Source organism: Peribacillus sp. FW305-BF15 (assembly GCF_058783805.1).
Map to the genome: position 1 here is coordinate 17,514 of NZ_JBYSYV010000024.1, position 24,113 is coordinate 41,626.

Below are 24,113 nucleotides of genomic sequence, written 5' to 3' on the forward strand. Positions count from 1 at the left end.
ATCAATTATCCAGCAGACGTTTGGCATATAGGGCAAGTTTTAAAGTGAACAGATCATCATTGCTTAATTCCATTCCTAATAGTTTTTTTATGCTTTTAATTCGAAAATGGATAGTGTTTCGGTGTACCCCCATTTTTCTGGCCGTTTCAGCTGGTCGAAGATTGCATTGCAAATATGCCTCCAAGGTTTTGATCAGATCAGACTGGGTTTCATCGTCATGGTCCTTAAGCGGTGCTAAATTACCTGTAACAATATCCATGAGCACATTTTTTGGAGCATACTGCAGAATTTTAAATGTTATTAATTCTTTATAGCCGGAAATTTCCTTTCCTGGGTTCAATCGTTTTCCCAAATCAATAGATTGTAAAGCTTCCTGTAAGCTATTGGCCAGGTTATTAATACCTGTATGATAGTTACCGACTCCCAGTGTAGGTTCCATTGGCAGGTGTGTAGACAAAGTAGAGATAATCTGTTGGCTTATCTGGGTGACTTGTGAATAAAAGCGGGTGTTCCCTAGGGGGATGGTATCCAGATAAATGATAACTAGACTGCCCTTGATATTCCTTATGAGCTTATCGATTTTATATTGCTCGGTTAATGTTTCAATTGTCTTGATAAGCTGTTTATAAGTATTGGAATCATTCCTTTGATTCCATTGCAGCGTTAAAGGTAAAACCGTACATATGAAGCCCCCAGTAATTTGTTGGAAGCTGGATTTGTCCTCAGTCATTCCTAAAATCCCGTAACTTAAATTTTCGGCACCAACTCCGGAAATATCCTCCATGCTATAACTTTGCCCTTTTTGTTCATTCTGTCTCGTCACTATTTCACGAAGCAGGGGAGACATGATATCTGATAGCGAAAACTCAGGGGGGATTTTGAGAATAGGCAAATTGGCCATATTGGCAATGCTGATGGTGGTTTGCGGAATTTCCTCCAGTTTGATGAACAATCCTGAACAATTCATTTTTGCCAATTCGATTACGAATTGGTCTAATTGTTGCGGATTATCTTGAAATAAGTATCCGGTTGTTAGAATCAATTCATTTGGCTTTAACCAGGAAAGCACATCAGGAGCATCAAAGCTATTGATGGATTCTATTTCTCTATTAAGTCCCTGCATGCCAGCTGCCACTTGGCATTGTTTGATCTGTGGTAATTTTAATGCATCAATCATCGTTAAATGCATGATAGGTCCCCTTCGCTGTGCCTTTTTTCTCTAATTTAACTAATTTTTTGAATATTGGCAACTGGATCTAAGCTATTAAGATGGCCTGTTCTTTAAAAGGTGAGTGCGGTAAGCACAAAGGGGTTGGAAAAATATTAGCTTTTTCAGCTAATGACCTATAAATGAACGCACGTATATAATTCAATTAAGTTAAGAATGTTTTGAATTATAAAAAAATAATCGGAAGAAGGGAGGGCCCGTTTTGATATCTGACCTTAATAGCATTAATGAGTTGAACAAGGCGGAATTCATCGAAAAGTTAGGTTGGGTATATGAACATTCTCCATGGATAGCAGAGCGTTCATGGGAGTACAAGCCATTCATTTCCGTAGAGGACCTAAAACAGAAAATGGAAGTAGTTGTGCAAAATGCCTCATTATCGGAACAGCTCCAATTAATCAAGTCTCACCCGGACTTAGCAGCCCGGATTGATATGGCTGAAGCATCAGTTAAAGAACAATCCGCAGCCGGTTTGAATTCGCTTTCTCCGGATGAATATGAAGAATTTCATGCGCTAAATAATCAGTATAAAGAAAAGTTTGGATTTCCGTTCATATTTGCTGTCCGTGGCAGCGATAAAACGGTGATAAAGGCAGAGATGAAAAGAAGGATTGGTTTGGATCAGGAAAATGAACTTAAGGAAGCCATCAAGCAAATCCACTTAATCGCCAGCCACAGGTTATCTGATTTTATAAAATAGGAGGAGGAATAATATGACAGCTCAAAATGAAAACAGAACGATGTATTACGGTAAAGGGGATGTATTTGTATACAGGACTTTTGTGCAGCCTCTTACAGGTCTGAGGAAAATACCGGAATCAAGTTTCACAGAAAGAGATAATACTATTTTCGGATTCAATTGCCAGATTTCTCTAAAAGGGGAAGCTTTTTTATCTTCTTTTACGGAAGGAGATAATAGCTTGGTGGTTGCAACGGATTCCATGAAAAACATCATTCATCGCCAGGCGGCCAATTATCAAGGAAATACGGCGGAAGGATTTTTAAAGTTCATATGTGAAGTTTTCCTTGATAAGTATAGCCACATAGATGCAGTGGAACTGACAGCAACTGAAGTTCCCTTCGATCATGTACTCGTTCCAAAAGGGGAAGGACATGAAAATAGTGATGTTGTCTATCGATGTTCCAGAAATGAAAGGGCTACCACTACAATCGAAGTCAAAAGGACACCTACCGGAAGCAAAATCGTTAAGCATTCAAGTGGAATAGTTGATGTCCATTTAATCAAGGTTAAAGGAAGCTCTTTTTATGGATTTATTCAAGATGAATACACCACATTGCCAGAAGCTCAGGATCGTCCACTATTTATCTACTTGGATTTCGATTGGGAATATAGCCGCTGGGAGGATGGCACTGGAGCGGATCCAGAAAAATATGTAGCAGCGGAACAAATTTGTGATATTGCAAACACAGTGTTCCATGAACTGAATAACCGTTCGATACAGCAGCTCATTTATCATATTGGCATTAGGATTCTGGAACGTTTCCCTCAGCTGGCGAATGTTCAATTTAAAACCAATAATCGTACCTGGGAAACCGTTGTGGAAACCATTCCGAATTCAGAAGGAAGTGTTTATCAGGAACCACGTCCTCCGTTTGGCTTCCAAGGCTTTGTCGTTACACAAGAAGACGTTAAACAAAAAAAGGCAGCTGATTCAACTGTAGGGGCTTCCCGATAATGGACAGTAAGCTGACCACACATGTTTTAGACCTCTCTAAAGGTCTGCCGGCAAAAGGGATGAAGATAGAACTTTGGGCCATAGCAGAACAGGGAGACCATTCTTTCATAAAAGAGGTCTGTACAAACAAAGATGGGCGAGTGGATGAACCGCTTCTTCAAGGAGATGATCTCAAACCAGGTGAGTATGAGCTTGTCTTTTATGTCGGGGAATATTTCAATGATGGTGCGAATGATCCAAATATAAGGCCATTTTTAAATAAGGTCCCACTTCGTTTTGGAATAGAAAGTAATGAAGAACATTATCATGTTCCTCTGCTTGTTGCTCCGGGAGGATATAGCACCTACCGAGGAAGCTAATAAATCAGTAAGAGAGTTGGAGGGTTCAATTTGGCACATGAGCGTACTGGTGCAGTGACTTTAGGCGGGAATCCAGTGACCTTGATTGGTCCTGAACTAAGAGTGGGGGATATGGCCCCTGACTTCACACTATTAACAAATGACCGCCGTAAAGTACATTTAACAGACTATAAAAATAAGACATGCATCATCACGACTGTTCCTTCGCTTGATACTGGTGTATGTGACTTACAAACAAGGCTCTTAAATGAAGAAGCAAGCAAAATGGGTGATGATGTAGCGGTGTTGGCTATCAGCGCAGACCTTCCCTTTGCTCAAGCAAGATGGTGCAAAGAAAGTAATGTCGAAGCTATAACCATTCACTCTGATCACTTTGATTTGTCATTTGGTACTGCATATGGAACGTATATGAAAGAACAACGATTGGAATGCAGGGCAGTATTTGTAATAAATCAAGAAGGAACCATTAAGTATGTGGAATATGTACCGGAAGTCACGGATCACGCAGATTATGAATCCGCATTGCAGGTAGCGAAGGAAGTGATAAATAAAGCTGGTGCAGCTAAATAAAGATTTTCCCTCACGAAGGATAGTAAAAGTACAATCTATTTTCCGCAAGGCCGTCGGATTTTCAAAAGCTGGACGGTCTTTTGTTGATACTGAATTAAATTAGTAGTTTTCCAGTGACTTATCCAGGTCTCTTTCTAATGTCAAAATATAGTTACTATAATTAAACATTAATTCCTTTTATTTGAATGGTAATCATGCTATAATGAAAGTCCAATAGCTTTATATAATATGGAAGCGCTTCCTTATTTGAGGGAGTGCTCTTTTTATGTTTTTCTCTTACTAATTAATATAACAATGCTAGAAACACCTGAAATAGAAATAAGTATACGTGTAAACTCCTGAAATCCGTCATCTCAGCTCCTGCCACTTCAATTTCTTGATGATACAACAAACAGCCCCTGCAATGATATTTTCTACATCAGCGAATGGCAAAATCTATCGAGGGTACCATTTTCTTTTAAAAAAACTCTTCTGGTCATATCCATTCCCACTTAAGAATGATCAGTGGTTTAATAAATAAAAGTTAAAAAGCCCTTGCCTTCTTTTATTTCTTGTTGAAGGTGAGAGCCTTTCATTGTTCCCATATCAATTTATCAATCTAAGCATCTTTAGTACATGTATCATAATACTCTACAAAAATCCCTTCAGAACAAAACCTGAAGGGATTTTCATGTTCATATAACCTAGATTATTAGAAGTTGAGGATTTTAAACTAATATCCTCATAAAAGCTGAATATAATAATCGTGAATTTAGCATGTGGAAAATTTTTTTTGAAAGGGGATTTTTCATGAGTTCGGAAAAACGAAGAAGATTATGTCAGGAATTTGCAAGAATTTTAGGCGGAGACGGAATGATTACTCCAGAAGGAGTATGCTTGGTGCAAAAGTTTCGTAATATTAGATTCACAATACTTGATCGCAGAACGCAATCTCCACTAGTCAATCCGCAATTTTTTACGTTTGAAAATGTTGATAGTAGGGGGAATGCGTTAAATTTAGGGGAAACAGTTCTTTTACAAGAAGAAGTTAACCCGTTATTAACTGAACTTAGAAAAAGGGACATTTTAGTTACTTCTCTTCATAATCACTGGTTATTTGAAGAACCTCGGGCAATGTATATGCACTTTGAATCGATTGAACCACCACTAGATTTTGCTAAAAAAGTTAGAGATGCATTTAGAGTATTAAAAGTGTAGTCAGACTATAAGAGGCAAGCCTTACATCAGTGAGATTATCAATCCCACTGATGTTTTCTTTTTTGTATATCATGTCTTTTATTTTTCTTCGGAGCAGGCCGCATGGCATCTTGTGCAGTTTTTAAGTTACCGGATTAGGGATATCAAAAGTACATATTAGAACATCATTACTAGCATGTCTGAGCCTTTTTAGCTTAATTTGAAGAATTTCCAAATTTTCAAAGGTATTCAATTTATTATGTCCTGAAATAATAAGAAAAAATGCAGGAGAGGTCAAATGAAAAACAATAAATTATATCAAGTAATTATCGCTATTTTTATATTTGTCTTAATGGTCGATCAGTCGGTCTATGCCATGGAATGGGAAGATGAAGAAGGACCTATAAGTTTTAAAATTGAGATGTTACCTTGGGAGATTGTAAACAACATTATTCCTGATAAAACAAATTTCACCATAATCGATATTGAAACTGGTTTATCATTTAAGGTACAACGAAGGGCAGGCAGCCATCATGCCGATGTACAGCCATTAACCAAAGAAGATACTCAAATCATGAAGAAAATTTATAATAATAAATGGAGTTGGAATAGAAGAGCCATTATTGTATTAATCAATAATCAAATGATTGCTGCATCCATGCACGGAATGCCACATGGTGCTGGTGCTCTTCCAAATGGTTTTTCAGGTCATTTTTGTGTTCATTTCTCTGGAAGTATTACGCATCGTTTGAAAAACGAAGATCTTTCTCATAAATTAATGATATTGAAAGCCGCTGGTAAGCTTGATGATTATATACAAACCGTGAATCCTTATGAACTTATACGTATTTTCACCATTGCCATTAATCAAGGAAATCAGGAATTATTAGCAATGACCTTATCAAATCCGAGTCACCCTAACCGTGTCAATAAACTTGTTAAAGATATTACATATTTTGGAGTGGTTGATCCTTTAAGACAACCGCCTGAACAGCTAAATGGTCTATTTCTCGTGGATGTACCCGTTCAAGTAGCTATTTATAAGAAGAAAGAAGGCAAAGAAAAAAAGGTTATGCATTTTATGATCCGCAAGGAGAGTTTGCCTGATCGGTGGTTTATTGATCAAGATGCAATTTATGAAGACTTGAGGTGAAAATTGTGAATGTTCAAGGAAACCAACCCAGGAGGTGCATTCAATGAGATTAACATGGATTGCCGGACTTTTGCTATTCGTTCAACCAGTGAATATTTCAGAAAGCTTATTGGTAACCCACCAAGGACAAACGATTGCCAGTGTCAACCATGCTGATATTACGATGCCCTACCTGGATGTTCCTATGTTGGACGTGGATAAATACAATCAATTTGTCGAAAAAATAGACCGGCAAGTTTACCAAAAACCTGTAAATGCCACAATGGACAAGCAAGGTAATATTCTACCTGGGCGGGTAGGTTACAAGCTATACCATCAAGCCTTTAAAGAACAATTTCATTCCTTTTTGTACAGTAGTAGATCATACAAACTAGAAGTACCTTTGCTTGCTATTCATCCAAAGGTTGACAGTGAAATGCTTGCGGAAATTCGTGAAAAAAAGATAGGTGAATATAGAACCTATTTTAATGTGAACAATAAAAATCGTTCAAATAATATCTCACTTGCTACAGAAGCCATTAATAATTATGTCGTGTTTCCAGGAGAGGTCTTTTCTTTTAACCAAGTTGTTGGCAAGAGGTCAGTGGAAAAAGGATATTTGCTCGCTCGGGTTATCGTTAAAGGAGAGTTTTCTGAAGGGATTGGCGGAGGGATTTGCCAGGTTTCATCCACCTTGTTTAATGCTATCGACAATGCAGGGTTGCAAACGGTTCAACGCTATTCCCATACAAGGAGCGTTCCGTATGTTCCATCTGGCCGCGATGCTACAGTAAGCTGGTATGGGCCTGATTTTAGTTTTAAAAACAAGTACAATCAACCGATCCTGATCCGGGCTACAATCCAAGGAGGAACGGTGAGTATCAAGGTTTACTCTTCAGATATGATCAATTATAAAATACGAAAGATTCCCGATGCTTCAAAGCAGATATCCAAAGAACAAATTATTCGTTCGTAAAAGTACACGTATACGAATGGGGGCACCTTAGGCAAATTTGGTTTATATTATAGAAGAAACTCGTAAAAACGGCCTTTGCTCATTGGAGCAAAGGCTTGTTTAGAGATGGGGGAGGAAACAGCTTTTTCTTTTTCGGGACAGATTACTTGAACAAGCCAATTCATGTCCATGCTACAATCATTACAAGCATGACCATAATATAAGTTGATGTTTAGGAGATCACTATGGGGAAAATAAAAATAGCTTTACTGCACCTATTGCCTATCGCTGGTGATGTGGAGCATAACCAAAAACTAATTGAACAAGCCATTCATAGTGCAGCAAATAATGATGCCGAATGGATTATAACACCCGAACTATGTGTAAGCGGACTTCAATTCAATCATAAGATTGGGACTGGATGGATTAACAAGCAACCTGATGCTTGGATGAATAATTTGGGCAGTAAACTAAAGAATTTGAAAAGTACTGTATTTTTGGGCTGCCCTGAAAAAGGCAGTGACGGAGAGTTGTATAATTCTGTGTTTGTCATAGATAAAAAAGGTCATTTAATAGGTAAACAGAGAAAAATCAGTGTTATTGATGATTGGTCAGCATCAGGGGAAGTATTGGAGCCAATAAAAACAGAAAATGTTGAGGTTGGTATTATGATTTGTGCAGACGCATATAACAAAGATATTGCTTGCACCTTATCTGAAAAAGGAGCAGAAATATTACTTGCACCGTCTTCTTGGGGTCCCGGATTACATGGTCCGGAGGGTGAATGGGAACAAAGGTCACTAGAAACAGGGCTGCCCGTAATAGTCTGTAATCGTACTGGCGAAGACGAAACGGTCCGGTTTTGGGATGCAGAAAGCATGATCATAAAAAATGGTGTACCCCTCCTGACTCATAAATCAAAACAATCAGCCATACTTACCTTTGAATGGGATTTACAAAGCATGGATTTACTATCGACTCATTTCGACATCGATTACATATAATGAGAACTGCACCAACTCTTGTTGATAAAGGGTGCGCCAGTTTCTTATGGAACGATACATGAGGAGATAACAAATGGATGGTGGTACATAGCCACACGGTAACTCCATCGAAAAAAGCCTATCTCTTGTGAGGGTTTTTGATTTGTAAGAGGGAGATAAAGCTAAACAAATGAAAATCCACTTTCAATAATCCTTGAAAAAAATCAAATTATTCACTTTTAGTTTGTAGGTCGCATTCCTCCGTTGAAGAATGCGGCCTTTTCAATAAATAATTGCAAGCAAATAACAACAATTCTAATCGGGTTTAATACCCCCGGTTCCGATCTACCATTCCACTTAATGGTTGTTCACTTGAAAATCGACTTAAATTTTCTATGAAAAAGCTGCTCACTTCGTTAATCGTACTTGGCCCTGACAGGTGGGAAGTGACAAACACATTGGGCATGGACCAGAAGGCATGTTCTTTTGGCAACGGTTCTGTCTCAAAAACATCGAGGACCGCTCCCTGAAGATGTCCTTCCCGCATGACAGATAGTAAATCCCCCTCATCTATCAGTGCTCCGCGGCCAACGTTGATAAGGTAAGCGTTGGACTTCATCGCTAAAAGAAGGTCCTGGTTAATGATATGATAAGTGGAATCCGTTAAAGGAAGGGTCAGGACCAAATAATCCAGATCTTTTACAAATTCACCCCATTGATCTGGAGTAAAGTGGAGATCCACGAGTGTTGCTTGTTTTCCACTAAAGCTTAACCCATGCACATTCATATCAAATGCCCGGGCTTTACGTACAAGTTCAGCGCCAATCGATCCAAGTCCAGCCACCCCGATTGTTTTCCCCTTTAGAGTTTCAGAAATGAAAGGATCCCATCTCCGCTCCAATTGCGATTGTCTCATCCGAGGACCGTCTTTCACTATGTCCAAGAGAAACGAAAATACATATTCAGAGATGTAAGCACCAAATTGGTCAATAATTCGAGTTATTGTAATGTTTTGAGGTATCGATTTGTCTGCAATCAAATCATTGACCCCGGCTCCCATTGATTGAAACCAGCGAACAGATGAGGCAACTGGTTTACTTAGTAATTGCGTCGGGAAATTCCATCCCAAAATAACTTCAGTGCCGGGTAAATATTTTTCTGCTTCCTCCAAAGTTTTCGCTGTCTTTACCGATATAAACCCACTATTTCGGATATGATCAGCATAAGCATCGACCTCTGACTGAATAGGACTAAATACAAGAATGTTTGGTTTGTGTGTACCCCCCATTGGCTCTCTCCTTATTGATTCTTTATATATAGTATAAATTCTTTCTCCTGAGTCGTACATGGATAAAAAAACAGTGCATTTCTTTCGAGTATGCACTGCTTTTTAAAATTTCTCCAGAATCATTAGTTTTATTTATTTAATAAAATGGCTTCTGCGTTACTAGGCTGCAGAACTATTTGCAGTGCTCTTTCTTCTTCATCGTTTAAAGGGATCAATGGTAAGCGGACACCTCCAACATGTAACCCCCGCATATTTAATGCTGATTTTACTGGTCCCGGGCTTGGTGCAGCAAATAATGCTTTCATGATTGGAAGAAGTGTACGATGTGCAGCGGCAGCGCCAAGGACATCACCATTTTTAAAGCTATTGATCATTTCTTGCATTTCATTACCGATTATGTGTGAAGAAACCGAAACAACGCCTGTTCCACCGATGGCTAAAACCGGTAATGTCAACCCATCATCGCCGCTGTACAAAGTAAAATCACTAGTTGTTTTGCTTATGATTTGTGCCATGGCATCCAAGTCACCGCTTGCTTCTTTTACTGCCACGATATTGTTGATTTTTGAGAGGCTGACAATCGTCTCCACTGACATGTTTACAACACTTCGACCTGGAATATTATAAAGCATTACCGGTAATGATGTTGAATGGGCTATAGCGCTAAAGTGCTGAAATAGTCCTTCTTGGGACGGCTTGTTATAGTAGGGGGTGACGAGCATGATTCCGTCGACTCCTGCTGCCTCTGCTTGCTTTGTTAAGCTGATGGAAGCTCTCGTGTTATTTGAGCCGGTTCCAGCTATGACTGGAACTCTTCCATCAACAACATCTACAACAAATTTGAATAAATCTATTTTCTCTTCTTGAGTTAAGGTAGGGGACTCTCCAGTTGTACCAGCTATTACTAATCCATCAGAACCATTAGCAATCAAATGGTTTACTAAAGTTCTCGTAGCATTAAAATCAACCTCTTCATTATGATTGAACGGGGTAACCATTGCGGTTAAAACTTGGCCAAAATTCATAACTTCACACCCTTTTGTATAATTTTTAAAAATATTCAGAGGTGGTTAGGGCCATTCAGGAGTAAACGCAAAAAAGCAACAACGAGGATTCGCTGCTGCAGTAGAAACAATATTTACCAAAAAATGTTTCCGCGCATAAGATAGCCCTCCATATAGTTTCCTATATGACAGTCCTGTATTTATTCAATAGCAGAACCAGCTTCAAGAACATGAGATTCTTTCCGCTTCGGCAAATTCCCCTTTCCACAATAGTCATAGGATCTCATTCTCCTCAAAATGTGTACTAATGGTCTTTGCTCCTCTATCCTCACTTCAAAAAAATTTGAAGTAAGAAAATATTTAATTGATTGTAATATAACAGGGAATCCATTCTGTTGCAAGCCTAATTATGAAGTTTTTTAAGAATGCTAGAAATCTATGAAGATGGCTAGAGTATTGGGGTGGATTCATCTTTTTATTCGTTATAGGCTGAATAAATATTCAATGGACGAGGGAGTAGTAGACAATACAACTCCCTTTAATGATTCTTTTTCATTTATCAGATTAAAACTCACTGATAAATTTATTGAAAATTACAGTTGGCCGCTAATTTTAATCAGTAATTTCAACTAAGTATTCGTGCGTATAAAATCCTACCATTCGTTAATAATATCCATATCTTACAATCAAAGGAGTGGAGTCTATTGAAAAGATATTCATTCTTTAAAAAGCAAGAAAATCATAAATCTACAGACTTCACTGATGTACTCGAACATCTGCAAAAGTCCAAGGACTTCACAAGCTTTACACTCAATTTTGAAAATGAAATATACTGTGTATCCTTTTTCGATACATTAATTGATAAAGATATAATGCATAGAGACCTCCTTCCTTTTTTACATACAAATTCTTCAACTCTGGAGGAGCTTGTACACAACTTGCCAATAGAGGGGCTTGTTTTTACAAAAGATCCTGCTGAATTACAAAGTCAGCTGTTAATGGGTTATATAGCCATAACATTAAATAATCAATCTGATCAAGCAGTTTTAGTTAAAGCAGCAAATAACACTTCGAGGCAAGTTACACTGCCAGAGGTAGAGTTCAGTGTTGTCGGTCCGAAAGAGGCACTGGTCGAATCACTTGATACGAATTTATATTTAATCCGAAAACGGCTTCCAATTGCAGAACTTGCTGTTGAAGAAATTATTGTTGGGAAGTTATCCAAAACAAGAGTAGCTGTGCTTCATATAGAAGGAATTGCAAATAAGGAGAATGTAGAAACCGTCATACAGCGCATATCTGATTTAAGGGTTAACCAAATAATTGATAGCTCCTATATTTCACAAATGATTGAAGATAATAAAAATTCTCCTTTTCCTCAATTTATCGATACGGAACGACCTGATCGATTGGCTGCGGTACTAGGAGAAGGCAAAGTAGTGATCTTGGTGGATGGAGCTCCACATGGCTTACTTGGGCCCTCCACATTCTTTGAATACTTTGCGGCATTCGAAGATTATTTTCTCAACTGGACGATTGCCTCATTCTTTAGGCTTATTCGTTTTTTTGCTGTATTGTTTTCCATCCTAATGACCCCCATATATGTCGCAGTTCTCACTTATCATTATGAGTTGATCCCAAAGGATTTAGTAAGTACGCTTGTGATTTCTCGTAGCGGAATTCCATTTCCACCGATTTTAGAAGCATTAATCTTGGAATTAGCCATCGAACTTCTCAGGGAGGCAGGAGCTAGACTGCCGACTAAAGTAGGTCAAACAATAGGTATCGTAGGTGGTATTGTAATTGGGACGGCATCTGTTGAGGCAGGGCTAACGAGTAATGTATTATTAATTCTTGTTGCATTGTCGGCTCTTGGTTCTTTTACTACACCTGTTTATCAAATGGGTAATACCATTCGCTTAATTCGATTTCCTCTCCTACTCATGGCTTATTTTTTAGGATTATTGGGTATAGCTATCAGTTTTTGTTTTTTGCTTGTGCATTTACTGAGGATAAGTTCCTTAGGGAGGCCATTTCTTGAACCATTATATCCGCCAAGGATTTATGATATGCGGGATGCCTTGATTCGTTTACCATTTTTTCTTCAGGCTAAACGTCCAATTGAGGTTCAGACGGAAGACACTGTTCGGTTAGAACCCAAGGAAGATTCTAAAGACTAAGTGAGAGTGGAGGTTTCTTACATGAACGATAAAAGTGATCAAATCTCACCATTTCTAGTCTATTTTTTAATCGTTAAAATTCAGATAGGTGTAGGGGTCCTGGGATTTCAAAGGATAATTATTCAATCTGCTGGCCATGATGCTTGGATGGCGGTCATTATAAGCGGTGTAGTCTTTTCTTTGGGTATTTGGGGCATGTACAAGCTATTAAATCGCCACGATATGGACTTAATAGGCATACAGAAACGACTTTTTGGAAAGTGGCTTGGCGGTTTACTAAATATCATCTGGATACTGTATTGGCTGATGGTGGGTATTTCTGTTTTAAGATCTTATCTTGAAATCGTTCAATCATGGGTATTCCCCCAAATTAACACATGGATGGTGACCTCCATATTTGCTTTATTAATTTATTATGTGGTTTTAGGTGGGTTTAGAGTGGTCGCCGGTATTTGCTTTTTAGGGATCAGTATCCCTTCTTATTTAATTCTAACTTTTTATTTCCCGCTGGAATTCACACATTTTCGCAACCTATTGCCCATTTGGGATCATTCTCTTAAAGACATGGCCCTTGCATCTAAGCAAATGTCATATAGCTATTTAGGCGTTTCCACTTTAATGATGTATTATCCATTAGTTAAGCATCGTAAAAGTACACAAAAGTGGGCGCAACTAGGAAATCTTACTTCTGTTTTCCTTTATTTATGCCTAACGATCCTGACAATAGGGTATTACAGTGAAGACCAAATCAGTAGATATATTTGGGCAACTTTGTCCTTTTGGGGAATTGTACAAATGCCTTTCGTTGAACGGTTTGAGTACATAGGTATCGCTACATGGGTCTTAGTTTTAGTACCTAGTGTATGTCTCTATATGTGGGTTTCGGCAAGGGGGATTTCACAATACTTTAAAATGAAGCAGAAAACAATTTATGCTCTACTATTGATTTTATTGGTTGTGATGACAAATCTGATTAAAGGCAGGGGAATGATTAATCAATATGTGGATTACATTTCAAATTTAGGTTTGGTTTTGGAAATTCCTTATGTCTTATTTCTGGTGTGTTTATCCACTGTCATGTCAAATAAAAAGGAAGATAAGAAATGAGAGTTTTATTCGCGAAAATGGCCCTGATACTTCTTTTAATTAGTGTTCTCTCAGGCTGCATGGGGGTGGATAGCAAAGTTCTCGATGAAATAAATTTGGCAACAGCCATCGGATATGATTATGTCGATAAGACTCATTTCGAAGCTATCGCTGTAACACCTCTTTATTATCCTGATAAAACCATTAAAAATATTACCTATAGTTCGAAATCATCACTTAGTAAAGACGTGCGAGATGAGATGAATCAGCAATCTGAAAGACCCATCTTTAGTGGGAAATTAGAGGTGGTCTTATACGAAAAAAGGCTTGCGAAACAAGGGATATTCTATCTAATCGATACATTAATCAGAGACCCTTCAATTGGAACTACTTTAAAACTCGGCATTGTCGAAGGAAGTTCAAAGGATGTGTTAAGCCCCCAGTTTGGCAACATAGATAAAGGAATTTATTTATCTAATACAATTGAGCAAAATATAAAAACGGGTATGCTGCCTAGAACTAACCTCCATCTTTTTTTGTATGCTCATTACTCTGAAGGAATGGACCCATTCTTACCTATCGTAAAAGCATTGGATGGGAAAGTTTATATTAAAGGAAATGCCATGTTTAATAGTAAAGGGGAATACGTGTATCAGACTACGAGCCGTGAAAATGTTATTTTCAAAATGCTATATGAAAATACAACAAGCAAGGAAGGGTTCTCTACAAAAATTGAAGGGAGAGAATTTGCTTCCGTCAACAATATAAAAACTAAAAGGTCTTATAAGATTTCAAAGCCGATGACAGATACTCCTATAACGATCGATCTTGAGATAAAGGCAATATTGCGAGAATATACAGGTGATGAAGTAACTCCTAAAATGATTAAAATTATAGAAGATAAAATGTCCAAAGATGTGAAGGAACGCTCGGAAAAATTAGTGAGGAATTTTCAAAAACTACATGTTGATCCCCTGGGGATTGGCGAACAAGTACGCACGAGGACTAGAAGCTGGGATAAGAAAAAATGGGATGAAATGTATACTTCTATCCCGATAAATGTGAATGCTAAAGTTGAAATTTTAGAATCGGGCGTTGTGGAATAGGAGTAAACGGAGTTGCGGTTTATTAGGGAAAATAAAGCGACAGGAGTTCTTCTTAATAGGGAGTTGATTTTTAAAATATCAGCATCATTTACAGGATGCTTTTTTTTTGTGCTGAAAATTATTTTATGAATTTCCATCTGCAGTCTATGTATCTAATTATTCTAAAAATCCCTTGAACCACCACTACATTTTGCTGAAAAAGTAAGACGCAATTAAAGTATTAAAAGTGAAGTCAATGGCAGCCTCCATTTTACGAACCAAATGGTTCGGTGGCACCAGTTGATCTAAAGTAATATTTCAAGTTGATCTCGCTGAATAGAATCATGTTTAGAAAGCATCCTCATCACCTCAAGTTTTAATACTTCTATTTTAAAACAAAAATGACTCCAGGCAAAAGTGTTCTATCTAAAAGGTAAGACAAAGTTGATTGGAGCGGGTGTACGAGATGCTGCTTAGAAAAGCGCGTCTAGGGGAGACCCCGCAAGCGAAAGCCGAGGGCCGACCGCCCGCGGAAAGCGAGTGCCCTACGTTCCCATCAACGTCCAAATTGTACAAGCCATAAAAATAGACAAACTCGATTTTCATCGAGTTTGTCTTCTGAGACAATTTATACCCTGCTTGGAATAGAGAAGAATATGAAGGAGTCATTCAGAACTTCCTGACCCCCATCTCCCTTAGGGGAGTTTTTAAGTTTTTCCCAATCCTCTATAAAGTCTTAAGCATTAAACATCGGTTGCGTTGTAGCGGGACAAATCGTTTTAACGGAACAAATAGATGAAAGGCTAATAGTGAAATTACCCATTGCTCTGTCAGTAACTATCACTTGCCCGGTAACAGCATCAAAACTGCGTAACTCTACAAATATAGGTGTAAATGGTTCTGCGGTTGTAGTGAATCCAATGATTGAACCAATGATGGAAGTCCTTAAAAACTCACTTATTTGTTGTCGGGTCTGACATGCTTGTCCGATTGGCGAAGATCTTTTTTGTTTATGCCCTTTGTCCTTTGCTTTATCACAGCAGGATGACTTATCACAGCAGGTTGACTTATCATGGCAGGATGACTTATCACAGCAGGATGACTTATCATGGCAGGATGACTTATCACAGCAGGATGACTTATCATGGCAGGATGAACTATGACCGCAGAATGGATTATGACGGCATAAAAAATCATTACTTGAATTCATAAATATCACTCCTTTTCTACTATATATATGAGATAAAACAAAACATGCTTGTACAAATTTACTAGAATCCCTGCCTTTATCGTATTCGCCCATGAATATTTCTACGTAATGTTTCGTGAATCGTAACTGTCTATAATGCAGTTAAAAACAGGAATTGTTTTACGTGTTATAGAAAGTCATATTAGGGAGGGATACATGGATGTCAAACCTTGATAATGAAGAAATGCTAACAGGAGGGAATGTTTCTGAAGTTTATCGTTCAGGAGATACTGTGCGACGGGAATTAAAGCCTGATAGTCCCAAGATTCATAAGCTATTAAAGCATTTGGAGAATAAAGGTTTCAGTTATGCACCAAAGTTTTTAGGTATAGATGAAAAAAGAAGAGAAATATTATCATTTATTGAAGGAGAAGCTGGTAATTATCCTTTAAAGGAATACATGTGGTCAGATGATGTCTTAATGGAAATAGCGAAAATGCTCCGTCTTTATCATGATTCTGTCAGTGATTTTTCATTTGATGACAGCTGGCAACCGATAGATAACACCCCCCAACAACCTGAGGTGCTATGCCATAATGATTTTGCGATGTACAACATTATTTTTAACCGTAAAAAACCAATGGGTATCATTGATTTTGATGTTGCTAGACCCGGTCCAAGACTTTGGGACATAGCTTACACACTTTATACTTGCGTTCCCTTAAGCAGATTTCATCTTTCTGAAGCAGGTGAGAAAGTTTATTACCATTCATTACAGCATGGTACCCGTATAAAACAAAGAATCAGATTGTTTCTTGAATCTTACGGTGAGGGAATAGAAGCAGACTATTTGGAAATGGTATTGCTGCGGTTGGAAGGGTTATGTAAAACAATTACAAGAAAAGCCAGTGAAGGGGAGATTGCTTTTCAAAAGATGATAGAGGAAGGGCATCTTGAACATTATCAAAGTGATATTAACTTCATTCGGGAACATGGAAAGGATTGGATGTAAGGGTGGGTTATTGTTGAATTAACGGGTGCTTTATTTCATTTTAATTACAAGAAAAGAATCCATTTCGATCAAACTTTGAACAGCTCCCTGTCAAGTAGACAGTGGAAATAATAAAAATACTTTAAGCGGCTTGAACCCTGTATTCCAATGGGCTCAAGCCGTTTAATTTTTCTTGGTAACGTTCGTTATTGTAAAACTGGATATAATCATCTATTGCTTGTTGTAACGCTTCAAATGTTTCATACTTATTTAGGTAATATTTTTCACACTTCAACGTTCCCCAAAACGATTCCATTGGTCCATTATCTATACATTTTCCTACACGTGACATGCTATGAATCATTTCTGCTTTTTCTATCTTTCTCTTAAACCCATGTGACGTATATTGATACCCTCGATCACTATGAATTAATGGATGTTCATTCTCTTTTAATATAGTTATAGCTTGATCAAACGTTCGAAATACCAATTTATTATTGTTTGAATGTCCCAATACATAACTAATAATGGAGCCGTCGTAAAGATCTAAAATGGCGCTTAAATACGTTTTCCTTCCGTTTCCTAATTTGAACTCCGTGACATCTGTTACCCATTTTTCATTGGGCTTGATTGCAGTAAATTTGCGATTTAGTCGATTTTCAGCGACATATTGCGCAGATGAAGGAACATAGCGCTTTCTTTTCCGACGAATCACGGACTGTAATCCAGCGATGTGCATTAAGCGATAAATACGTTTGTGATTAAACTTTTTATGATATATCCTATTAATATTTAATTTCATTCTTCGATACCCATAAATGCCTCCTACTCGTGCATAAATAGCTTGAATATCCTGAAGAATTGCTTCATTCTCTAATTCTCTAGCTGTTGGCATACGCTGTAGCCATTTATAATAAGCAGCACGAGATACACCGGCAATTTCACATAAAAGGATTACTGGCAGGTTTTCAATCGCATGTAAATCTTGAATCGCTCTATATTTATTTTGTAGACGAACGCTTGTTAACGACGCCTCCTTTCGAGTTCCTCTAACTTTTTTAAAAAAGCATTTTCTGCACGTAATCGTTCATTTTCTCGCTCTAAACGTTTCATTTCCATCTTAAACTTTTCTTCATCTGTTAATTCATATTCCTCTTTCTTTCGACCGCGTTTATCTTGTAGTGCTTCTTCACCATCTGCTTCAAACTTCTTGACCCATTGATATACCTGTTGATAAGAAACTTCATAGCTTTCGGCTGCGAGCTGATAGTTTTTCTGATGTTGTATACAGTAATTTACAATTTGAATTCGTTCTTCTAACGTTGTTTTTCTTCTACTTGTCATAGAGTTTGTCATTCCTTTACCGGTATCATTTAATTCTCTATGACTATTATACTTTTTAATCCATTTTCTCAAAACCGCAGTACTGGATACATTGTATTTTTGGATAACCGTGCTTAACGAATAGTGTCCTAATAGATAATCATTAACGGCTGCTAACTTTAACTCTTTTGAATAACGCTTCCAAGAAAGAGCTTCTTCTAGGCCGTCTTCACCATTCGCTTCATACCTTCTCTTCCAATCTCTAATGGTCCCAGGATCAACCAAAAATTTAGCAGTAATGTCGGCTATTGATTGATGACCATCTTTATAAAGAGCTAAAATCGCCAGTTTTTCAGCTTTAGAATATTTCATTCGAGCCATAAAAAATACTCCCCTTAGATAAACAGATTTTTATTTTTTATCTGTCTACCTATTGGGGAGCATATCACTTTTTTTCAAAATGGATTCTTTTTATTAACGTTAATATGTGTTCAGGTGAGAATTTTGATCAGTCTTGATTCTAAAATTACATATGGGTCTTAATTAGTTCTATATTTTTATAAATGGACTACTGATCATTTATCAGCACCTATATATTCAACTCTTAGGGGATTTTTTACCTGATAATTATCCTCATGATTCATGGCATCTTTAAAAAATTTCATGCCTTTGCCCTTTCCTGGTTTCTTCAGAAAAGAGAGTATGAGCTATAGAACCATATTCTCATATTTTCTTCATCCGTATAATATTTTTTTTGTGATACACACTTAAAACCAGACCAAATAAGAAGGCGTTGATCATCGCTGATAAAGCACCATAACTCATAAATGGAAGGGATACGCTTATTATTGGTAATAAGCCGAGTGACATTCCGATACTGACAGTTACCTGTGCAGTGAATATGGCAAAACTGCCGGAAACAAGCATTTTTCCAAAAGGGTCTTTCAACGTTTGGAATACGGGAAATTCGCCAGATTATCCATAAAAACAGTAAACCAATGAGCAATGCCCCGGCCCAGCCAAGCGTATAGGTAATGGTTACAAAGATAAAGTCAGTCATCATTTCATTAGAAAAATCAATCTCCCTGTGGGAACCTAAATGGCCAAACCATCCGGCATCCTCAATTAGCCTTTCTAGTTTCAAATACATATACCCCGATGTCTCACTGAATCTTTCAGGCGTAACGAACGCATAAAGTCTTTCAAATTGATAGGCCCTTATATTTTTCAAGGATATAAGCAGAAGTGAAACACATGCAGTAAGCAGGACCGCTGCAGTGATAAGGATTTTCCTTTTATTTAGGCCGCTCTTCCAGACCATGACAGCGACCATCAATGAATAAAGCGCCACAGCCTGCAAGTTGACTGTAACCATAAACAAAAAGGCAGAACATATGTATAAAATGGCAGCCAAATAAACATTCATCTTTTTTGATTGCAGCATTCCGGCCCAGGCAAGCAGAAAAAGCGGCAGAACCACAATAGAATCGACCGATAACAGACCCATAATATTAATTCGAGGACTGCCGTTCACGAATACATTGGAGAATTGGAATTGAACAAGAATCAGACATCCCACCGTAAAGAAAACCCAGCCCCATCTCTGAAGTTTCCGATAATCGAAAAAAAGAAGGACACAGGCCAAAATGACACTTCCTGCGACAGAATATACCTGCTTCAGCACTGAAAAGGAATTACCATTCTTAAATAAGAACCAAAACAAAAACAGACCCGCAGCTGACATGAATAGAAACATGCTCATTAGCTTCCAATCAATCTTCGGCCTGTGCAGCTTGTCCATCCTCAGCCCGATATCAGAGGGGCTACCCATATTCCGGACAGCCAGTTCCTCTGCTTCATCTTCTGTATATCCTTTTTTGACCAGTTCAGTTTTAGCTTGATGCAAATGGGCTTTTAATTCAGCTTCTATATATTTTTTTGCTTCTTTTGATCGGATATATGACGAAACCTCATCTAAAAAATGATTGCTTCTCAATCGGTTCCTCCTCCTTCAAACGCTGTCCGCCAACGAGCAGAGGCGGAACCACTTTTAGATTCCTTTTTCTTTAACCACTTTTTTGCCCGTTCATCCAAGGAATAGAGCTTTCTTTCTTCCGTTTCCCAAAAAGACTGGATCCAGCCTTCCTTCTCAAGCTCATGCAAGACAGCATATAAGGAGCCTTCGTTATTTTCAAATTTCCGGATGCCTTTCTGGTAAAGAGATTCGTTAATCTGATAGCCACTTTTCTCCTCATCCAATGATCTAAAAATACCAATCAAAATGTCTTCCCTACTCACATCCTGCTTTTCTATAGCATTATGGATGGAGTGTCTATGGTTTTCCGAGAATTTTAAATCACGAAATGTATGCTTTTTCAAAGCCGTTTTCAAGCCCGCTAATTTATCTTCCATCGGTGGATTCCTCCCAATAGGTTTTTAACCGTCTTTTTGCCTGGCGCATCCTGGTCTTCACCGTTCCAGGTTTGACCCCGGTAATTTCAGAAATCTCCTTGAGCTTCATTTCCTGAGAATAATGGAGATAAATAAGCTCACGATACTGGATGGGCAGCTCCATAACTGCAACAGCAAGCTGCCTGTCTTCATCCTGCTGAATGACCTCTTCTTCCACATTATCGGAAGAAGTCCATTCCTGCTCTTCTTCCGCAGTTGAAACTTTTCGGAAGTACCAGCTTTTCCTATAATCCTTACAATGGTTAATAGCAATTCTCCAAAGCCACGTCCTTATATTTGATTGTTGGTTATACGTGGGCAGAGCCTTATAGCATTTGATGAAAATCTCCTGTGTCAGGTCCTCTGCAACAACTGCATCTTTTACATAGGAATAGACCAATTGCAGAATATCCTGGCCATAAAGGGACATCATTTCATCAAGTAAGGATTCGTCATCTTTCATTTGAGACCATTTCAACACAAACTCCTCCAAAACAGTTCACACTTCCTTCCCTAGATATATAGACGATAGTACTTATATGAAGGTTTTCTTTTTTTAAAAAATTATCCCTTTGTTACTATGGAGTACAACTGAAAAACTTGAAAACATTTTAAGAATCAGAACATTCTTCCCTGACAAAATCCAATCAGAAAAGTTAAACCGTTTATAAACCTGATAAACCGAAATCACTACTTTATTGAATAGGAGAGAAGGGATTATTTGTAAGTGAGTCGAAGTTAATAACATTAAGGAGAAAGAATAATTATAAAGAAAGTGGGAGATCTATTGGATACAAAAGAGGTATTGAAGCGATTCGAACAGGTGGCTGCATACTATATTGAAGAGTTAAGTAAATATTCACTGGATGAGTTTACGAGGAAGCCTTCTGAGGATGAATGGTCATTAGGACAAATGTACAATCATTTAATAAAGAGTACCCTTAGTCTCCATTTGAAAGCCATTGAGCAATGTGTTAATGGCACTACTTCCGATGGCGGTGAAAAAACAGAAATAGGCGAATCGATTTTCAAAGAAGGGACGTTTCCTCCAATCAGGTTAAAAGGTCCGGATACACCGGATTTCACACCGCCAAATCCTACAGGAAAGGAAGAAGTAAAGGAAGGACTGCTTCAAATCGTTGAGAAAATGCAAGAGATCGAGAGAAGGCTCTCTGACATTCCGGCCAGCCAGAAAGTGCAGCACCGGAGAATGGGATATTTAAATGCAAAGGAATATTTTCAGCTAATCGAAATGCACTTCCGTCACCACTTCCGGCAAAAAGAACGTATCGATCAGTTTCTTTTAAAAGTAAGTAAGTAGAGACGATAACCCCTTTGGCAGCCAAAGGGGTTTTTACCATTCATAAATAGTTGTGGCCCCCATAAGTAAGGAAGATTTAATAAAAAAGGGTTGCCCTAAAGGTAACCTTTTAAGTCAGTTACCTAGTTCGTTAGCTGAAGATCGGAGCTGTCTTTAGAGCGCCGCCATAGGAGTTTCTTATGGAACTAAAGGGGCAGGTTAGCTCCATAATAAACAAGTGATTTATCTATTAATCATATATGGTAATATACAAAATAAACCAATAGAAAAATCAGGGGGATGAGTATGTTCTTACATAAGATTGATGAGGAGTTATCATTGAAACTGTTAGAATTAAAGGATGGAGAAAGAGTTTTCGAAATAACAGATCAATCCAGAGAATATCTACGAGAATGGCTTCCTTGGCTGGATAATACAACAAAACTTGAAGATACAAAAGGGTTCATTAATATTTGTTTAAAAGGTTTCGCTGAAAACAAGAGTTTCAATACAGTTATTATGTATAAAGGACAAATTGTTGGTGTAGCAGGTTATAACCAAATAAATTGGTCAAATAATACTGCATATATTGGTTATTGGCTCGGAGAAGAATATCAAGGAAATGGAATTATGACAAGAGTAGCTAAGGCATTGACTGATTATGCATTTAATGAATTGAAACTAGATAAAGTTGAAATTAGGGTTGCTGAGGAGAATAAGAAAAGTAGAAGAATTCCCGAAAGATTGGGTTTTGTTAATGAAGGTTGTATAAGACAAGCAGAATGGTTGTATGACCATTATGTTGACCATATTGTTTTCGGTATGTTAGCTAAGGATTGGAATAAGTAGTAATACCTTATAGAACCAACGGGTGCATTAGCTGAAGGTCGGAGCTGTCATTAAGGCAGCTTTTTCTTTATGTAACAAAAGGGGCAAGTTAGTTTAACAACTGATACTTTAATAAGGCAGAGCAACATTTTCACGTGGTATATAATAAAAATGTAACTATCCGAACCTTTTAAGAGAGGCGAATAACATGAAGGTAGAAATAAGCTACTTCCCTCCAGAAGAAATAAAAACTAAGCCTGGCCCAGAAGCCACTTATCCTTTTGAGATAACCGGTGAGTTCAAATATATTGTAGAGTTTTCTTGTTATGTAGATGGGGATTATGCAGAAGCCCACGAAGAATTCTTTTGCAATTGGCTGGAGAGCCCAAATTATTACCCTATTTATTCACTTGCGGAAATCTATGATTTTCAACTAGAAGAGTACGAAGAGCTGTTTAAGAAGCAAAATATAGAGTTCAATTATATGAAGGGGAGTAGTAAAGACTCGTTCTTTGTAAAGGCAAATATCCGCAGCCCACAGCAATTCAAACAATATTATCCTTATTTACACGGGAATGGGAGCATGTTGAACTTATCATTATGGTCCTTAAAACAGGATGTCTTCAGACTAGAGGAAAGGGAACATGAGTCACCTTATCCCGTAAAAAGGACTAAAAATAACCGAACAAGACTTATTAAACTAAAATGGATAGCCAATACCCTGATAGCAACGTTAAATGAGAGTTCCACTATGTTTTGGGTAGGGCATGATGGCGATTATATAGCCGCATTCTCAAATGATGAAAACTTTTCAACAATAGACTCTCTTCAAAAAATAATGCCGGAAAAGGTTGAGCTGGTGACTGATTATGAATGGGAATAGTGTTTTCCCGTTCCTACCCTTGTTGAACTAACGGGTGCTTTAGCTGTAGATCGGAGCTGTTTTTAAGGCAGCTTTTTCTTTATGCATTTAAGGTGGGAAGATAATCCGATAATAAAAAAATACACATATAACTAGAATTGGTAAAATTAATCAGAGGAGAAGGGTGCTTTAATCATCTTGGTTATTTGTTTCTTTTCTGGAATTATGGCACAAGTGATTGACCCTGGAATAACAACTTTTCGTGTATTGCTGTTATGTGGAATCATTATATCTTTTTCTCAGTGAGAAAGGACTTTGAAGAAAATTAGCTTTAGGTCTTAATATATTTGTTGGTTTAGTTTACTATATGGCTGTTGAATTAATGAGAATGATATTCCAGGGTAATGGATTTTAAATTGTTCATTC

At 37.8% G+C, this 24,113-nt stretch carries 23 protein-coding genes and 1 riboswitch; of the genes, 15 read left to right on the forward strand and 8 right to left on the reverse strand.

Annotated features, from left to right (window positions below):
• Position 1 precedes the first annotated feature (1 nt).
• Positions 2–1,189, reverse strand: coding sequence for a PucR family transcriptional regulator (locus tag AC3WLU_RS21200; RefSeq protein WP_492597859.1), 1,188 nt, complete (start codon positions 1,187–1,189; stop codon positions 2–4).
• 241 nt (positions 1,190–1,430) lie between these two features.
• On the opposite strand from AC3WLU_RS21200, the gene uraD reads away from it, so the two are divergent.
• The 8 genes from uraD (at position 1,431) to AC3WLU_RS21240 (ending at position 8,121) form a co-directional block, all read left to right on the forward strand.
• On the forward strand, positions 1,431–1,928 hold the full coding sequence (uraD, locus tag AC3WLU_RS21205; protein WP_492597860.1) for a 2-oxo-4-hydroxy-4-carboxy-5-ureidoimidazoline decarboxylase: 498 nt from the start codon (positions 1,431–1,433) through the stop codon (positions 1,926–1,928).
• A 13-nt stretch (positions 1,929–1,941) separates the two neighbouring features.
• Entirely contained in the window at positions 1,942–2,925 is a 984-nt protein-coding gene (gene pucL, locus AC3WLU_RS21210) for a factor-independent urate hydroxylase (protein ID WP_053536436.1), read from the forward strand.
• Positions 2,925–3,284 (forward strand): hydroxyisourate hydrolase, encoded by a 360-nt coding sequence (gene uraH, locus AC3WLU_RS21215; RefSeq protein WP_492597861.1) that lies wholly within the window; start codon positions 2,925–2,927, stop codon positions 3,282–3,284. Before pucL ends, uraH begins: the two co-directional genes overlap by 1 nt.
• 30 nt (positions 3,285–3,314) lie before the next feature.
• On the forward strand, positions 3,315–3,854 hold the full coding sequence (tpx, locus tag AC3WLU_RS21220) for a thiol peroxidase (protein ID WP_492597862.1): 540 nt from the start codon (positions 3,315–3,317) through the stop codon (positions 3,852–3,854).
• A gap of 789 nt (positions 3,855–4,643) precedes the next feature.
• Complete coding sequence (locus AC3WLU_RS21225) at positions 4,644–5,051, forward strand: DUF1259 domain-containing protein (protein ID WP_413010304.1); 408 nt, start codon at positions 4,644–4,646, stop codon at positions 5,049–5,051.
• A gap of 277 nt (positions 5,052–5,328) precedes the next feature.
• Positions 5,329–6,183, forward strand: a complete 855-nt coding sequence (locus AC3WLU_RS21230) for a hypothetical protein (RefSeq protein WP_492597863.1) — start codon at positions 5,329–5,331, stop codon at positions 6,181–6,183.
• A gap of 43 nt (positions 6,184–6,226) precedes the next feature.
• Positions 6,227–7,138, forward strand: a complete 912-nt coding sequence (locus tag AC3WLU_RS21235) for a VanW family protein (protein WP_413004978.1) — start codon at positions 6,227–6,229, stop codon at positions 7,136–7,138.
• A 224-nt stretch (positions 7,139–7,362) separates the two neighbouring features.
• Positions 7,363–8,121 (forward strand): carbon-nitrogen hydrolase family protein, encoded by a 759-nt coding sequence (locus AC3WLU_RS21240; protein WP_413004976.1) that lies wholly within the window; start codon positions 7,363–7,365, stop codon positions 8,119–8,121.
• Positions 8,122–8,425: 304 nt separating this feature from the next.
• On the opposite strand, the gene AC3WLU_RS21245 is transcribed toward AC3WLU_RS21240, so the two are convergent.
• Together AC3WLU_RS21245 and dapA are read right to left on the reverse strand one after the other, a co-directional pair.
• Positions 8,426–9,388: a D-2-hydroxyacid dehydrogenase gene (locus tag AC3WLU_RS21245; RefSeq protein WP_492597864.1), complete on the reverse strand. Its 963-nt coding sequence runs from the start codon at positions 9,386–9,388 to the stop codon at positions 8,426–8,428.
• A gap of 128 nt (positions 9,389–9,516) precedes the next feature.
• Positions 9,517–10,413 (reverse strand): 4-hydroxy-tetrahydrodipicolinate synthase, encoded by an 897-nt coding sequence (dapA, locus tag AC3WLU_RS21250; RefSeq protein ID WP_364280741.1) that lies wholly within the window; start codon positions 10,411–10,413, stop codon positions 9,517–9,519.
• A 133-nt stretch (positions 10,414–10,546) separates the two neighbouring features.
• Positions 10,547–10,725: riboswitch (Lysine riboswitch) on the reverse strand.
• Positions 10,726–11,096: 371 nt separating this feature from the next.
• Here dapA and AC3WLU_RS21255 point away from each other — a divergent pair.
• Genes AC3WLU_RS21255 through AC3WLU_RS21265 form a run of 3 tightly spaced genes read left to right on the forward strand, consistent with a single transcriptional unit; the run spans position 11,097 to position 14,764 of the window.
• Positions 11,097–12,572, forward strand: coding sequence for a spore germination protein (locus AC3WLU_RS21255; RefSeq protein ID WP_492597865.1), 1,476 nt, complete (start codon positions 11,097–11,099; stop codon positions 12,570–12,572).
• A 21-nt stretch (positions 12,573–12,593) separates the two neighbouring features.
• The gene (locus AC3WLU_RS21260; RefSeq protein WP_492597866.1) at positions 12,594–13,679 is read left to right on the forward strand and encodes a GerAB/ArcD/ProY family transporter; all 1,086 of its coding nucleotides are present in this window, start codon (positions 12,594–12,596) and stop codon (positions 13,677–13,679) included.
• A complete protein-coding gene (locus AC3WLU_RS21265) occupies positions 13,676–14,764 on the forward strand; it encodes a Ger(x)C family spore germination protein (RefSeq protein WP_492597867.1) in 1,089 nt (362 codons plus the stop codon). The genes AC3WLU_RS21260 and AC3WLU_RS21265 overlap by 4 nt, the downstream gene beginning before the upstream one ends.
• A 715-nt stretch (positions 14,765–15,479) precedes the next feature.
• On the opposite strand, the gene AC3WLU_RS21270 is transcribed toward AC3WLU_RS21265, so the two are convergent.
• Entirely contained in the window at positions 15,480–15,953 is a 474-nt protein-coding gene (locus AC3WLU_RS21270; RefSeq protein ID WP_492597868.1) for a hypothetical protein, read from the reverse strand.
• Between the two features lie 199 nt (positions 15,954–16,152).
• Here AC3WLU_RS21270 and AC3WLU_RS21275 point away from each other — a divergent pair, with 199 nt between their 5' ends.
• Positions 16,153–16,944 (forward strand): phosphotransferase, encoded by a 792-nt coding sequence (locus tag AC3WLU_RS21275; protein ID WP_492597869.1) that lies wholly within the window; start codon positions 16,153–16,155, stop codon positions 16,942–16,944.
• Between the two features lie 121 nt (positions 16,945–17,065).
• Here the strand turns inward: AC3WLU_RS21275 and AC3WLU_RS21280 are convergent.
• The 4 genes from AC3WLU_RS21280 to AC3WLU_RS21295 form a co-directional block, all read right to left on the reverse strand.
• Positions 17,066–18,627, reverse strand: a protein-coding gene (locus tag AC3WLU_RS21280) for an IS3 family transposase (protein WP_413005485.1) whose coding sequence is annotated in 2 segments (ribosomal slippage) — positions 17,066–17,994 and positions 17,994–18,627 — 1,563 coding nt in all. Because the reading frame shifts where the segments join, the coding sequence is not laid out codon by codon here.
• A gap of 307 nt (positions 18,628–18,934) precedes the next feature.
• The gene (locus AC3WLU_RS21285; protein WP_492597870.1) at positions 18,935–20,242 is read right to left on the reverse strand and encodes an FtsW/RodA/SpoVE family cell cycle protein; all 1,308 of its coding nucleotides are present in this window, start codon (positions 20,240–20,242) and stop codon (positions 18,935–18,937) included.
• On the reverse strand, positions 20,239–20,658 hold the full coding sequence (locus tag AC3WLU_RS21290) for a PadR family transcriptional regulator (protein ID WP_063575060.1): 420 nt from the start codon (positions 20,656–20,658) through the stop codon (positions 20,239–20,241). The genes AC3WLU_RS21285 and AC3WLU_RS21290 overlap by 4 nt, the downstream gene beginning before the upstream one ends.
• A complete protein-coding gene (locus AC3WLU_RS21295; protein WP_492597871.1) occupies positions 20,648–21,190 on the reverse strand; it encodes a sigma-70 family RNA polymerase sigma factor in 543 nt (180 codons plus the stop codon). Before AC3WLU_RS21295 ends, AC3WLU_RS21290 begins: the two co-directional genes overlap by 11 nt.
• 294 nt (positions 21,191–21,484) lie before the next feature.
• Between AC3WLU_RS21295 and AC3WLU_RS21300 the strand changes: the two genes are divergently transcribed.
• From AC3WLU_RS21300 to AC3WLU_RS21310, 3 genes are all read left to right on the forward strand, one after another.
• Positions 21,485–22,018, forward strand: coding sequence for a DinB family protein (locus AC3WLU_RS21300; protein ID WP_057277133.1), 534 nt, complete (start codon positions 21,485–21,487; stop codon positions 22,016–22,018).
• A 285-nt stretch (positions 22,019–22,303) separates the two neighbouring features.
• A complete protein-coding gene (locus AC3WLU_RS21305; protein WP_145504327.1) occupies positions 22,304–22,846 on the forward strand; it encodes a GNAT family N-acetyltransferase in 543 nt (180 codons plus the stop codon).
• 187 nt (positions 22,847–23,033) lie between these two features.
• Positions 23,034–23,708 carry a hypothetical protein gene (locus tag AC3WLU_RS21310; protein ID WP_098866022.1) on the forward strand — a complete coding sequence of 225 codons (675 nt, stop codon included), beginning with the start codon at positions 23,034–23,036 and terminating at the stop codon, positions 23,706–23,708.
• The last annotated feature ends 405 nt before the right edge of the window (positions 23,709–24,113 follow it).

Coding starts and splice junctions, on each gene's coding strand:
- AC3WLU_RS21290 (WP_063575060.1), bottom strand. CDS start 20,658: ATGGAAGATAAATTAGCGGGCTTGAAAACGGCTTTGAAAAAGCATACA.
- AC3WLU_RS21240 (WP_413004976.1), top strand. CDS start 7,363: ATGGGGAAAATAAAAATAGCTTTACTGCACCTATTGCCTATCGCTGGT.
- AC3WLU_RS21260 (WP_492597866.1), top strand. CDS start 12,594: ATGAACGATAAAAGTGATCAAATCTCACCATTTCTAGTCTATTTTTTA.
- AC3WLU_RS21230 (WP_492597863.1), top strand. CDS start 5,329: ATGAAAAACAATAAATTATATCAAGTAATTATCGCTATTTTTATATTT.
- AC3WLU_RS21245 (WP_492597864.1), bottom strand. CDS start 9,388: ATGGGGGGTACACACAAACCAAACATTCTTGTATTTAGTCCTATTCAG.
- AC3WLU_RS21310 (WP_098866022.1), top strand. CDS start 23,034: ATGAAGGTAGAAATAAGCTACTTCCCTCCAGAAGAAATAAAAACTAAG.
- AC3WLU_RS21235 (WP_413004978.1), top strand. CDS start 6,227: ATGAGATTAACATGGATTGCCGGACTTTTGCTATTCGTTCAACCAGTG.
- AC3WLU_RS21275 (WP_492597869.1), top strand. CDS start 16,153: ATGTCAAACCTTGATAATGAAGAAATGCTAACAGGAGGGAATGTTTCT.
- AC3WLU_RS21265 (WP_492597867.1), top strand. CDS start 13,676: ATGAGAGTTTTATTCGCGAAAATGGCCCTGATACTTCTTTTAATTAGT.
- AC3WLU_RS21225 (WP_413010304.1), top strand. CDS start 4,644: ATGAGTTCGGAAAAACGAAGAAGATTATGTCAGGAATTTGCAAGAATT.
- pucL (WP_053536436.1), top strand. CDS start 1,942: ATGACAGCTCAAAATGAAAACAGAACGATGTATTACGGTAAAGGGGAT.
- dapA (WP_364280741.1), bottom strand. CDS start 10,413: ATGAATTTTGGCCAAGTTTTAACCGCAATGGTTACCCCGTTCAATCAT.
- AC3WLU_RS21200 (WP_492597859.1), bottom strand. CDS start 1,189: ATGCATTTAACGATGATTGATGCATTAAAATTACCACAGATCAAACAA.
- AC3WLU_RS21305 (WP_145504327.1), top strand. CDS start 22,304: ATGTTCTTACATAAGATTGATGAGGAGTTATCATTGAAACTGTTAGAA.
- uraH (WP_492597861.1), top strand. CDS start 2,925: ATGGACAGTAAGCTGACCACACATGTTTTAGACCTCTCTAAAGGTCTG.
- AC3WLU_RS21270 (WP_492597868.1), bottom strand. CDS start 15,953: ATGAATTCAAGTAATGATTTTTTATGCCGTCATAATCCATTCTGCGGT.